At 62.6% G+C, this 12,973-nt stretch carries 11 protein-coding genes; 6 read left to right on the plus strand and 5 right to left on the minus strand.

All coding sequences use genetic code 11. The annotated features are described in order from the left end of the window. Window positions 1–16: 16 nt before the first annotated feature. Complete coding sequence (locus ACFQO4_RS02000) at window positions 17–463, minus strand: SRPBCC family protein (RefSeq protein WP_500259335.1); 447 nt, start codon at window positions 461–463, stop codon at window positions 17–19. Window positions 464–657: 194 nt separating this feature from the next. On the opposite strand from ACFQO4_RS02000, the gene ACFQO4_RS02005 reads away from it, so the two are divergent. After that, window positions 658–1,947 (plus strand): DUF7405 family protein, encoded by a 1,290-nt coding sequence (locus ACFQO4_RS02005; RefSeq protein WP_500259336.1) that lies wholly within the window; start codon window positions 658–660, stop codon window positions 1,945–1,947. Between the two features lie 181 nt (window positions 1,948–2,128). Here ACFQO4_RS02005 and ACFQO4_RS02010 read toward each other — a convergent pair whose 3' ends face one another. Continuing rightward, window positions 2,129–4,618 (minus strand): cbb3-type cytochrome c oxidase subunit I, encoded by a 2,490-nt coding sequence (locus ACFQO4_RS02010; RefSeq protein WP_500259337.1) that lies wholly within the window; start codon window positions 4,616–4,618, stop codon window positions 2,129–2,131. After that, a complete protein-coding gene (gene coxB / locus ACFQO4_RS02015; protein WP_500259338.1) occupies window positions 4,618–5,604 on the minus strand; it encodes a cytochrome c oxidase subunit II in 987 nt (328 codons plus the stop codon). Before coxB ends, ACFQO4_RS02010 begins: the two co-directional genes overlap by 1 nt. Before the next feature lie 369 nt (window positions 5,605–5,973). Here coxB and ACFQO4_RS02020 point away from each other — a divergent pair, with 369 nt between their 5' ends. Continuing rightward, complete coding sequence (locus tag ACFQO4_RS02020) at window positions 5,974–6,264, plus strand: amphi-Trp domain-containing protein (RefSeq protein ID WP_500259339.1); 291 nt, start codon at window positions 5,974–5,976, stop codon at window positions 6,262–6,264. A 60-nt stretch (window positions 6,265–6,324) separates the two neighbouring features. Here the strand turns inward: ACFQO4_RS02020 and ACFQO4_RS02025 are convergent, their stop codons facing one another. Continuing rightward, window positions 6,325–6,735: a DUF7975 family protein gene (locus ACFQO4_RS02025; protein ID WP_500259340.1), complete on the minus strand. Its 411-nt coding sequence runs from the start codon at window positions 6,733–6,735 to the stop codon at window positions 6,325–6,327. Window positions 6,736–6,794: 59 nt separating this feature from the next. Between ACFQO4_RS02025 and ACFQO4_RS02030 the strand changes: the two genes are divergently transcribed. Then, window positions 6,795–7,430 carry an adenylate kinase gene (locus ACFQO4_RS02030; protein WP_500259341.1) on the plus strand — a complete coding sequence of 212 codons (636 nt, stop codon included), beginning with the start codon at window positions 6,795–6,797 and terminating at the stop codon, window positions 7,428–7,430. Window positions 7,431–7,456: 26 nt separating this feature from the next. Here the strand turns inward: ACFQO4_RS02030 and ACFQO4_RS02035 are convergent, their stop codons facing one another. Then, a complete protein-coding gene (locus ACFQO4_RS02035) occupies window positions 7,457–10,054 on the minus strand; it encodes a vWA domain-containing protein (protein ID WP_500259342.1) in 2,598 nt (865 codons plus the stop codon). Between the two features lie 321 nt (window positions 10,055–10,375). On the opposite strand from ACFQO4_RS02035, the gene ACFQO4_RS02040 reads away from it, so the two are divergent. From ACFQO4_RS02040 to ACFQO4_RS02050, 3 genes are all read left to right on the plus strand, one after another. Further along, complete coding sequence (locus ACFQO4_RS02040; RefSeq protein ID WP_500259343.1) at window positions 10,376–11,332, plus strand: DUF106 domain-containing protein; 957 nt, start codon at window positions 10,376–10,378, stop codon at window positions 11,330–11,332. A gap of 104 nt (window positions 11,333–11,436) precedes the next feature. Next, window positions 11,437–12,012, plus strand: coding sequence for a (d)CMP kinase (cmk, locus tag ACFQO4_RS02045; protein WP_500259344.1), 576 nt, complete (start codon window positions 11,437–11,439; stop codon window positions 12,010–12,012). Beyond that, window positions 12,012–12,935 (plus strand): RNA-guided pseudouridylation complex pseudouridine synthase subunit Cbf5, encoded by a 924-nt coding sequence (locus ACFQO4_RS02050; protein WP_500259345.1) that lies wholly within the window; start codon window positions 12,012–12,014, stop codon window positions 12,933–12,935. The genes cmk and ACFQO4_RS02050 overlap by 1 nt, the downstream gene beginning before the upstream one ends. The last annotated feature ends 38 nt before the right edge of the window (window positions 12,936–12,973 follow it).

The raw sequence follows: 12,973 nt of genomic DNA on the forward strand, positions 1-12,973 counted from the left end.
GACTCACTAACCACGTTCAGGCAGTCGCCCGAACCCGGTGCTCCGCTCGCTCCTTGAGTCCCCGGTTCATCGCACGAAAACCTCGTTCGATTCGACGCCGGTGAAACAGCACTGGAACCAGCGCTCCTCGAAACGTCTCCCGCTGGAGCAGCTGCGTTCGTCGCCCGCCGTCGATCGGCTCGAGGTGGAATTCGTGGTAGCCATCGAAGGCGAACGGAACTCCCAGCCGACCGAGCCAGACGAGCCGACGGTTCGTCTCGACGGTGAGAACCCTGGTCCAGATCGTCCGGCTTCGACCACCCGGCAACTGGACGCGAATCGTCAGCCGCTCCCCTTCGACGGGGAGCCCCTCGACGGAGCGGAGAAACGGGTTCCACTCGGGATAGGCGTCGAACTCGAGAAGGACCTGCCAGACGGTCTCCGGTGGAGCGTCGATCGTCTCGAACACCTCGAGTTGTTCCATGGTAGCAGCGAACGTGGCGAATGGCAAAGCACCTGTCGGTCACGTGGGTGCGCTCACCTTCTCACCAACTGCCATCTCGTCCTCTCACACCTGTCACCTCACACTTCACCGATTGCCACCTCTCGACCCACCCCACCTCACCACCGTACGACCCCACCACAACCCCCATTACCGCGCAGTCCCGAGAGCCGAGTATGACGCGTTCGTCGCGCACGATTTCGCGCCGATCCTTCGTCCGCAGTGCCGTCGCTATCGGCGGCGCGAGCGCCCTCTCCGCCTGCCTCGATCGAGAGAGCGGAGATGCGGACACCCCGCCTCGAGGCGCCGACACCGACGAACTCGAGGCTCTTCCCGAGCGCCAGCACGCCTGGACGGCCGCCCAGCGGACCGACGAGCACGGCAACCCGCTCGTCCCCGAACACCACGTCGCTCTCCACTTCGCATACGTCGGCGACGGTCCGACCGACGAGGAGCGCGAGCAAGTGGAGACGGCGTTCGAAACCCTCGAGCGAGCGTACGCCCGAAGCAACGAGGGTTTGCTGTTCACCGTCGGCTACGGCCCCGCCTACTTCGACCAGTTCGACGAGGCTTTGCCCGAGAGCGTCGACCTCCCGGAGCCGAGGGCGCTCGCTCCCATCGAGACGCCCGAGTTCGATAGTTTCGACGCCATGGTCCACCTGGCCAGCGACCGCGGGTCGGTCGTATTGAGCGCCGAAGAGGCGCTCACCGGCGAACTCGAGTCGATCAACGGCGTCGACGTCGAGGCCACGCTCGAGGGCGTTCTCGAGGTCGAAGAACGCCGAACCGGGTTCACGGGTGCCGGATTGCCCGCCGAAAACCAGGACGGCGTTCGCGGGATTCCCGACAGCGAACCCGTCTCGGAGGACGCCCCGATGTTCATGGGCTTCAAGTCCGGATTCAAGAAGAACCAGGCCTCGGAGGACCGCGTGACCATCCAGGAGGGGCCGTTCGCCGAGGGCACTACGACGCACCTCTCTCGTATTCGCCTCTCGCTCGATCAGTGGTACGAACAGGACAGTCGAACGATCCGCGAACGGAAGATGTTCTGCCCCGCTCATGCCGACGAGGGGAAAATCGAGGGGCCCGGCGACAACCTCGGCGACTCGAGTCAGCTGGGCGAGTGCCCGGCGCACACGCTCGAGGACGCCCGCGAGTACGGAACCGTGGGTCACTCCCAGAAGTCCGCCCGCGCCCGCGAGAACGACGAACCGATCATCCTTCGCCGGGACTTCAACTCGACGGACGACGACGAGGCGGGGCTTCACTTCCTCTCCCACCAGCGTCGCATCGAGGACTTCGTGAAAACGCGCGAGGCGATGAACGGGACCGACGTCGCCGAGCAGTCCGCGATCGGCGCGCGGACGAACAACGGCATCCTCCAGTACATGACCGTTCGGCGCCGGGCGAACTACCTGGTTCCGCCGCGACGGCACCGGGCATTACCTACGCCGCGACCCGAGTAGGGCTGGACTGCGGTACCAAGAGTCGGTCCCGTTTCTCGAGTCACCTCTGCACGTATTCTCTCGAAACTGCTTCGCTCGGGCCGACTGTGGAACGCCCCGCTCGAGGGCACTAAGAGACAAAGTGGAGACTGATTCTCGAAAACGATCGCAAAACGAAACAACCGGGGCTCCCGCCCGCTGTCTACATCAGGTAGAACAACGGGAATAGGAACACCCAGACGATGTCGACGAAGTGCCAGTAGAGCCCAAAGTACTCGACCGGCCGGTGATCCTCGAGGTAGGCGTCGACCGTGGCCACGCGGTAGATCATGAAGCCGGCGACGAGCAGCCCCAGGATCACGTGCAGGGCGTGCAGGCCCGTCGTGACGTAGTAGATCGAGTACTCGAGGCCGCTAAACCAGTAGTCACCGTGAGAGAACTTCTGGCTCCACTCCCAGCCCTTGACGCCCATGAACGTCAGGCCGAGCAAGACCGTCACGGACATCGTCGTGAGCAGCCCCTTCTTGTTCCCGCGTTCGGCCATCACCAGTGCCAGGATGACCGTGAAACTCGAGGTCAGCAGGATGTAGGTGTTGACGAGTCCGGCCATGGGGATCGAGTCGAACTCCCAGGCAGACCAGCCCATGTGGATGCGCATGAATACGAACGCACTGATGGCCGCACCGAAGACGACCACGTCAGAGGCCAGGAAGAACCAGACTCCGAGTTTCGTGTTATTGACGCCCTCGAACGGCCAGCGCTCGGCAACGTGCATTACCGGGGCGTCGAACTGCTCCATGCCGAACTCCCAGAGTGTGTACGCCATCATCGCCAGCCCGATCACGAGCAATGCCGGGGACACCAGACTCGGCTCCTGAGCGGACACGTCAGCCCCGTTTGCCGCAGCGAACTCCGCGACGTAGGGCGTCATCCCCGACAACCCGAGGAAGAAGACGGCCGTTGAAAGCCCGATTCCGAACGGCCAGATACTGGCGTGGTCGGCGTGTTCTTCCTCGTGAGCGTGCTGAGTCGTCGCTGGCGTCGCGTGCCCTCGGCCAGTTTCGGGGACGGCGACGGTCCCGCCGTCGGTCGCGGCGCCAGACTCGTCGTCGACGAACTCGAGGCGACCGCTCGCGTAACTCGGACGACCCGACCAGTTCTCGAGCGGCGGCGGGGACGGAATCGCCCACTCGGCCGTACGGGAGAACTCCCACGGGTTGTCCGGCGCATCCGGGCCGGAGATCAGGCTCTTACCCAGGATGTAGAACATGAGCAGGAACGACGCGCCGAAGATGAACGCGCCGATCGTCGCGAGCTGGTGGTAGATTTCCAGCCCCTCGCCGAAGTGGAAGACGCGTCGTGGGGTCTCCCAGGCGAGGAACATCGGGAAGTAGAGCAGGTTGAACCCGAAGAAGTAGATCGCGAAGTGGATCTTTCCAAGGGTCTCGTTGTACATCTTTCCGCTAATCTTCGGCCACCAGTAGTAGATACCGGCGACCAGCGCGGTCACGCCCGAGACCATCACGTAGTGGAAGTGAGCGACGACCCAGTAGGTGCCACGGAACTCGTAGTCGAGCACGACGGCCCCGAGGAACACCCCGGTAATGCCACCGAGGATGAACAACAAGAGCGCACCCAGGCTAAACAGGAACGGCGTGGTGAACCGCACCCGCCCCTTGACCATCGTGTAGATGAGCGCGAAGACCATCAGGTCGAACGGCAGCGATATGCCGATCGTGGTGGCCATGAACAGCGTCTTGATCTCGAGGTTGATCGTCGTCAGGAACATGTGGTGCATCCAGACCAGGAACGACTGCACCGCGACGAGGACCATCGCGATGATGACCCACTTCCGGCCCACGAGACGCCGACCACAGAAGGTCTGGAAGGTCTCGAACATGATCCCCAGTGCGGGGAAGAAGACGATGTACACCTCGGGGTGGCCGAAGAACCAGAAGACGTGTGCCCAGAGCAAACTCGAGCCCTGGTCGGTCGCGAAGTACTGCGTCAGGAAGATGCGATCGATCCCGAGCAACAGCAACGCGGCGAGCAGGGCCGCGAACGCGAACAGCATCATCCAGACGGTCAGGAGCCACGACCAGGTGTACATCGGCATGTTCCACAGGCCGAGGCCTTCCGCGCGCGAGCGGTGGATCGTCGTGAGGAAGTTGACCGTCCCGAGCGTGATCGAGAACACGAACATCATCAACGCGAGGATCGTCGCGGTCCCGCCGGTGGTCGCCTCCACGGCGGGGGTGTACGTCGGCACGTTCAGCGGCGCATACATCGTCCAGCCGCCCTCGAACGTCCCACCCTGGAAGAACGAGATCATGAACATCGCCCCCGAGAACAGGTAGAACCAGTAGCTCAGGGCGTTCAGGCGGGGGAACGCGAGGTCTTTCGCCCCGATTTGCAGCGGGACGAAGTAGTTCGCGAAGCCCGAGGCGATGGGCGAGAGGAACCAGAACACCATCAATAGCCCGTGGGCGGTCACCGCCTGGTTGTAGGAACTATCGGTGAGGAGACCGGCACCACCGCTCTGCCAGAGGTGCGCTCGGAACAGGAGCGCCATCAACCCTCCGAAGAGCAAGAAGAACAGGGCTGTCGCCATGTAGAGAATCCCGACGTCCTTGTGGTTCGTCGTGACCAGCCATCGCTTGACGGACGTCATCGGTGGGAAGTCATCGGACATCAGTTCTCACCTCCGCTGTCGTCGGATTCGTTTCCGTTTCCATTTTCATCTTCACTACTGGATTCGTCCTCGCCGTCTCCGCCATCGGATCCACCGAGCTGGAGCGATTCCTCGGGACCGTCGACGATCTCGAAGTCGTCCTCCGTGGTCTCGAAGGAGCCGTCGGTCGACTCGACGATCACGGTGTAGGTGTCGCCCTGCTCGACGCTGATCTCGAGGGCGCCCTCATCATCGAAGTCCTCGCCAGTGTAGGTGCCGACAGTTTCGCCGTCGGGATCCTGGACCGTGACCTCGACGTTCTCGGTGTCGTTTACCGTCTCACCCTCACCATCCTCGAGAGTCAGCGTGAGCGTGAGCTGATCCTGGACCCACTGGTCGTAGTCCTCCTGGCTCATCACGGTGAGCGTCCCCTCCATGCTGGAGTGGCCGGGGCCACAGAGTTCGAAGCACTCGATCAGGTACTCACCCTCGTCGTCGGCCTGGAACCACGTCTGGTCGGTCTCGCCCGGAATTGCGTCGGCTTTCACCCGTTGTGAATTGATGCCGAACGAGTGCCACACGTCTGTCGACGTCACGTCGACCCAGACTGGTGTCCCCGCTGGGACGACGAGTTCGTTGCTGGACTCGACGCCGTTCTCGTAGTAGAACGACCAGCTAAAGGTCTGGCCTTCCACGTCGACCTCGAGGGCGTCCTCGCCGGGGCCCTCGGGTCCGCTCTCGACGTCGATCAACATGCCGTACGACCAGAGCGTGAGCGAGATGACGATGAGCGCGCTCAGGAAGAACGAAACGAAGAGCTTCTTCCCGCCGCTCCCGCCGGTCGGAAGTTCGCCGAGGGTCGGCAGGTCCTCGTCCGGGTGACGCTCCCCGTCGTCACGATATTTGTACGCATTGTACAGGATGTACGCTACGACGATGATGCCGACGATCGTCCCTAATCCCAGGAACACGAGGAAGAGCTCCTGGAAGATGTCGACACGCGTCATCTGCGTTTGGAGTGGAGTGGAGATTGTGTTCACCTCAATTATACGGGTCTCTTAGTGGGGGCTCATTGCCGCGTGCACTTATCTATTTGGAAACGCCCGACGGCGACCGTAGTCCGACGACGGCGGGACACGTTGTGGCCGCCTGCAGAGTCTCCTGGGAACCCCCATATGCCCTTGCGTAGACCGATTGACTCGGGTACCTTCTGTCTATCGTTCTTGCGGACGAACACCGTCGACGCAGATGATCGTTGGCGGAAACATGTTCGGGCGTGCTCGAGCAATGCCCGATTATCGGATGTCGGCCGATAGAGACGAAGGCACACCCAGTTGCTACGTGCGATTTATACCCCCAGGCACCCAAGGAAGCGCATGCCAGAAGAAGTGCTCTTTTCGTTCGAGCAATCGCTGACGAGGGGCGAAATCGCCGATTACCTCCGGACCGTCGCCAATCGACTCGAGAGCGGTGACGACCTCGTCCTCGAGAGCGGGGGCGACTCGGTCACGATGCAACCACCGGGACGGCCGACGTTCGAAGTCAAGGCCGAGCGGGAAACCTCGCGGTCGGGCGGTCCAGCCGAGTTCAGCGTCGAGTTCGAACTCGAGTGGGACGAAGGAGACGACGAGAACGAAGGTTATGACGGCTCGCTAACAATTTCCTGAATCCGGGCCGTTCGGAGTTGCCTCGAGTACCCGATCACTCGACCTCGATCGCTGCGTTCGTCACACAGCAGCGATCCAGATCGTCGCATCCTCCGGACACTCGAACACCGCACGCAGAACGTGATCGCAGAACTGGGCGATCCGGTTGGGATCGGCCTTCGCGCTCACGCGCACGTTGGTGCCTTCTGCGTCGTCCGGCCGCGTCAACTCGTCGATTTTGAACGCCGGGTACTCAGGGAGGAGGGTTTTCAACCGTTCGAGTTCGGCGTCCGTACAGTCGAGGCTCACGATTCCATCGGCGAATTGGATCCAGGGCACGCCCAGGTCGGGATCTGGTGCATCGTCGCGCTCGAGGACGGTCTCGTCGACTTCGATGGTCAGGAACGGACTCGCTCGTTCGCGGTGGGCGACGATGGCGTCGACGATCAGGCGTCGCCGTTCCTGTGGGTCGGCAGCCGAGAATCGGGTCATACCCGGACGATTGTGCGCCATTCTTTAAGCCTTTATGCGCTGGGGCAGAAGGACGGGGTATGGCACAGCCACGGATTCTCATCCTCGGTGCCCCCGGGGCGGGGAAAGGGACCCAGAGCGCAAAGATCGCGGAGCACTTCGACGTCGAGCACATCACCACGGGCGACGCCCTTCGGTCGAACAAGCAGATGGACATCTCCCACCTCGACCTCGAGTACGACACCCCGGCCGAGTACATGGACCAGGGCGAACTCGTTCCCGACGAGGTCGTCAACGCCATCGTCGACGAGGCGCTCTCGTCGGCCGATGGGTTCATCCTCGACGGGTACCCACGCAACCTCGAGCAGGTCGAAGCACTCGAGGACATGACCGACCTGGACGTCGTCCTGGCGCTCGACGTGAGCGAGGAGGAGCTCGTCCACCGGCTGACGGGCCGACGGATGGACCCCGAGACGGGCGACATCTACCACGTGGAGTACAACCCGCCGGAGGATCCGGAGGTCGAGGAGCGACTCGAGCAGCGCGAGGACGACACCGAAGAGACGGTTCGCGAGCGGCTTCGGGTTTACGACGAGAACACGGCGCCGGTGTTAGAATATTACGAGGAGGAGGGATCACTCGAGCGCGTCGACGGCGAGCAGGCGCCCGACGAGGTATGGGAGGACGTGAAGGCGACGATCGAAGCGAACGCATAACGGCGGTCGACTCGAACGGTCAGTTGCTAGTCTTCTGCAATCTCAACGTTCCAGTGATCGACGGCGATGGCATAGTCGTTCGATCCGCCGACGGCGGAATAGTCGGCGTGGACCTCGAACCGCGTGTCGGCCTGGACGATGTCCTCTGCAATCCCGTCGAATATATCCATGAGGTTCTCCGCGTTGTCTGCGTGTCTGTACTCCCCGCCAGTCGTCTGGGCGACCTCTTCCAGTAATTCTTCGTCTGCCCCGTCCCCGAGTCCGATTGTGTAGATCGTGATTCCCGAATTGGCGGCGTTTTCGGCCGCCTCGAGCGTATCGTCATCGTGTTCGGAAGGGTCATTAAAACCATCACTCAACAAGACGAGGATGCGGTCGGCATCTCGCGGATTAACCTCGAGTTCGTTGACGCCGGTCTCGAGTCCGGCAGCCATATTGGTGCCGCCACCGATGTTGTTTTCGACGCTGTCGTTGACCGTCTCGAGATCGGTAGACAGATCGTGGACGCGATGGGAAGTGCTGTTGAACTCGAAAACCGCCGCACGATCACGGTGGTCGGGATCGAGCGACGCCGACGCGTTCAGTTCGCCGATGAACGAGCGTGTTGCGTCAACGCGCAATCCGTCAGGATCGTATCCTGGATGCTGATGATCGACGGCTACCGGAACGTTACCCCACCAGGGGTATGTCTGATCAGAACGTACCGTATCACCGTCGTTAAGCGTCGTTCTGTCGCCGTCGCTCAATTTTTCGACCCCTCCTGCCGCACGGTTAATTTCCAGATCGCCTCCCACGACGATATCACCAGTGTGAACTGGATGTTGCCACGATCCGTGATTGTAATACTCACGAATCGTGTGTAGCCCCATCGAGCCCGATCGATCCAGGACGAACCCGACGTCGATCGGATTCCTGGTCGTCACGTTTTCGAACTCGAGCGTCCGGTTCTCTTCCGGAATCGGGACGTCGGTTCGAAGTGATCGATCGAAGTGCACCTCCAGGTCGGAGCCCCCGGCGGCGTTCCCCGGTCCGCCGATCCCTTCGACCGTCCCGCTCACGATGGCGCCGTAGATTTCGGTCCCGTCTTCAACCTTGAGGGAACCGGCACCTGGCGCGTAGACGACGCCCTGGACTGTCCCTGCGACGGCGACGTCGGTTTCGCTCGTCCCGTACACCCAGAGCTGTGACGCCCGGTCGCTCGGGACCGTCACGGACTCGAGGTCGATTGCGGAGCCGCCGGCATAGATACTGACCTGTCCCGGGCCGACGACGGTGACGTCCTCAAGGGAGACGTCGCCGTCGGCAGCGACGTAGATGTCGCCACTGGTCGTGTCGAATTCGATGCCTTCACGAGTGAAATCGCCGTGGACGGAGTACGCTCCGGCGTCGATATCACCGTCTGCGTCCCCCTCGAGTCTCGTCTCGTTTTCGAGTAGCGTTGTCGTGCGCGCAATCTCGTCGTCGATCGGTTCGATGGAATCGAACCCTTCCGCCAACTTCGCGGTCGGAACGTCGACGCTCGCCTGCGAGCGATCGTCCCCGACGTACAACGCGACCGGTGAGACGTCCGCCTCGGGCTGGATCTGGATGTCGCCGTTCACCACCGGAAACCCGGTGATTTCGGCCTGTTGTACCCAGAGTCTATCGACATTCGCAACGAAGAGGTCGTCGGTTACGTTACCCGAATCGGCGTACGATGCCACGCGTCCATCGTAGGAGTCGACGGTGAGCGATTCGTGGGTCCCTAACTGGACCGTCTCGTCCGACACGTAGAGGCCGCCGTAGATCGTGGGTTCGACGCCGAGATAGTCGTCGATGGGCCGATCGACATCGACCGTGGCGAGCACCGACACCGTCCCCGTCGCCTCGTCGTGACAGATGACGTTTTGGTCGCCCGCGTTCTTGAACGAGCAATCCTCGACTGCGGCATCCGCCACGTCAGTCGCGTCGAACTCCTCGCTCAGGAAGTCGTACCAGCCGTCGTGATAGGTCTCGTCGGTAATCTCGAGGTGAACGTACCTGACGAATCCGAGGTCAGACACGCAGTCGGCCGTCCCCGTCTCGGCACGCGTCGCCGCCATCGAGTGCTCACCGACTCCGACGTCCCCCTGAAGATCCGAGACGGAGAACTCGAGATACTGCGTGCCGCGGTCGTCGGCCACGTATCGAAGGTCCGGCTTCGACTGCATTACGGTTCCGTCGTCGGTATGTCTCCAGGTTCCTCCCGCTTGTTTGGCGAGTCGCTTCCCGTCGGATTCGTACTCGAGCGTCCCGAGCGTGACGTCGTCGAGCACTGTACACGACTGTCTAAATCGATTGGCCGCCGTCAGCGACGCTGTTCCGGAGTCGGTCAGTTCGTACGTCCCGTCTTCTGCGTCTGGAATCGTGACCGCCCCTGAATCCGAACTCGAGTGCAGCAACGTCGTCAGTTCGTGATCGAACGTGGCGAACGTCTGTTCGGTTCGCTCGTCGTCGAGATCCCCCTCGAGCGCGTCTATCGCGACCATCCCGGTCACCCCAACCAACGCGGCCCCCACGAATACCATCCCAAACAGTAAAACGATGCCAACGAGTGGGGCGTCTCCCCGGTCGGCTGTCCCACCAGCCATATATGCACCAATCATATTGCTGTATTCAAGAAAGACACATTATAAAAAACCACCAGATATTGCCGGTGAATACCCCTACCCGAGGGTCCAGTTGCCCGGAATCGGCAGACGGGTCGCTGTCTCGATCACTGCCTTCGGAGCGGATAGGGCGGCTTGAAACTCTCTCATGGGCGGATAGGAGACGTTGAAGCGGTGCAGGCGCTGCTCATCACTGCATCGACAACGTCTCATCGCCCGTGGGTGGCCGCGCTCGAGTGAACCGAGACCTGTCGTCCACGACCGCCTCGCCACCGAAGATAAACACTTGTATACCGAAGGTGCCCTAGCCCAAAACAGATGACGCGCACAGCGGAGAAGATAGGCGCCCTCGTCCGCGAGGACTCGTCGTTCGAGGAGGCACTCGAGGCGATCCGCCGGAAGGCCGATGAGAACGGCGGCGAGGTCGAGTGGGCGGACGTCCGTGACGACCTGTCGAGCGGCCAGTGGGGCCGACTCATCGAGAAGGGGATTCTCGTCGACGGTCAAAACGGGTTCGAGATTGCCGACCGTTCGGCGTTCGACGACGCCCTCGATGGCGACGAGGAGGACGGCGGCCTGGCCGACGACCTTCCCGAGATCGACGCCGAGGAATCGAAGTGGTCGCAGTGGGACAAGATCGCAGGGGTGACCGCGCTGCTCTTTATGGTAGGCTACTGGTTTACCTCCGTCAGGGATGCCGTCGGCGGCGTACTCGACGTCGCCCTCGGGCCCCTGGCGACGAGCATGCCCTTCTACACCGTGATCCTCGCCATCGCGATCATGACGGGCCTGTACTCGACGCTCCTGCAGGCGAACCTGATGAACATGGAGCGGATGGGGAAGTACCAGGAGCGTATGAAGGCCATGCAGGACAAACGCTCCGAGGTCCAAGATCGCAAGAAAGAAGCCGAGAAGCGGGGCGCGAGCGAAGCCGAGATCGAGAAACTCGACAACGAGCTCCAGCAGGTACAAGAAGAGCAGATGGAAGCGATGGCCGACAACCTCGGGATGTTCAAAGAGCAGTTCCGACCGATGGTCTGGATCATGCTCTTCACGATTCCGCTGTTCCTGTGGATGTACTACCGAATCCACGGCACCGGTCCCCAGACCATCGAGCAGACCGTGGTCATGCCGATGGTCGGCGAAGTCGAGTGGCAGGAGGGCGTCATCGGCCCCATGCGCGCGTGGATCGTCTGGTACTTCCTGTGCTCGATGGGGTTCGTCCAGCTGTTGCGCAAGGCGCTCAACATCGACATGTCACCCGACACGAGTTAAGCGAGTCTGTTTTTACAGTACGGCGTCGGAGACACGCACCCGGTTTGCCTCGAACGACTCGAGCGATTCAAAACCCCTTTGAGGTGGCCCCGCGCACTTCGGGTATGTTACTGACCGTTTCCGGACCGCCGGGCGGAGGAAAGACGACGAACGCGGCGTTGCTGGCCGATGAGTTCGGCCTCGAGCACGTCAGCGGTGGCGATATCTTCCGTCAGCTCGCGGAGGAACGCGGCTACACTCCCCTCGAGTTCAACAAACTCGCCGAGGAGAACGACGAGATCGACCGCGACCTCGATCGGCGACTGCGCGAGATCGCCGTCGAGCGCGACGACGTCGTCCTCGAGTCCCGACTGGCCGGCTGGCTCGCGGCCGAACAGGCCGATCTCAAGTTCTGGCTCGACGCGCCGCTGTCGGTTCGGGGAGAGCGGATCGCCGACCGCGAGGACAAAACCCCGGAGCGAGCGACGGAGGAGACGCGTGCTCGGGAAGCCAGCGAGGTCGGACGATATCGCGAGTACTACGGGATCGAGTTCGGCGACCTGAGCATCTACGACCTCTCGATGAACACGTCACGCTGGAGTCCCGAGGCCGTCGCCGACACGCTCGTGACGGCCGTCGAGGCGTATGACTCGGCCGCCGACGAGGGGAAAACGCCCGTCGACGTCGACTACGAGTTCTGATGATCCGTCGCGGTCCCCCCGAGGAACGGTCGCCCGCCGACCTCCTGCAATTCGGCGTCGTGAACCTCGACAAGCCGCCGGGGCCGTCCTCCCACCAAATCAGCGGCTGGCTCCGCGACGCCGTTGCCGAGACCCTCGAGGGAGCCGGCGAAGAGCCGATCGACCGGGCCTCCCACGCCGGTACGCTCGATCCGAAGGTCACGGGCTGTCTACCGATCATGCTCGGCCACGCGACCCGGCTGGCGCCGGTGTTCCTCGAGGGCCACAAGGAGTACGTGGCCGTCCTCGAGTGTCACGCCCCAGTCCCACACGACGCCGAGTCCGTCGTCGAAGAGTTCGAGGGGCCGATCTACCAGAAGCCGCCGCGAAAGAGCGCCGTCTCGCGGCGGGTCCGCGTGCGCGAGATTTACGACCTCGAGGTGCTCGAAACGAGCGATCGGCAGGTCCTCCTGCGAATCCGTTGTGAGAGCGGCACCTACGTCCGCAAACTCTGTCACGACCTCGGTCTCGCGCTAGGGACAGGCGGGCACATGGGCCACCTTCGTCGGACGGCGACGACGCCGTTCGACGACCGAACGCTTCACTCGGCCCGGGACTTCCTCGACGCGCTCGCGTTCTGGCTCGAGGACGACGATCCCGACCCGCTCCTGAACGTGGTCGAACCGGCCGAGCGTATTCTCGCGGACGTCCCTCGAGTCACCATTGCCCCCAGTGCCGCGGAGTCGGTCGCCACCGGGGCGCCGGTGTACGCGCCTGGAGTACTCGAGGTCGACGACGGCGCCGCAGATGCCGCGAACCGAGACGACGACCCGCTCGTGGCCTGTTGTACACCCGATGGTGCAGCAGTCTGTCTCGGTCGGCTCGTCGGCGATCACGAGGCCGACTCGGGGACCGTCGTGGCGCTCGAGCGCGTGCTCGTGTAGTCCTCAAAGCGTCTCCCTCTCAAACCGCGAACGGGCTA

The sequence above is a fragment of the Saliphagus sp. GCM10025334 genome (assembly GCF_042663485.1).
Taxonomy (GTDB): Archaea; Halobacteriota; Halobacteria; order Halobacteriales; family Natrialbaceae; genus Natronosalvus.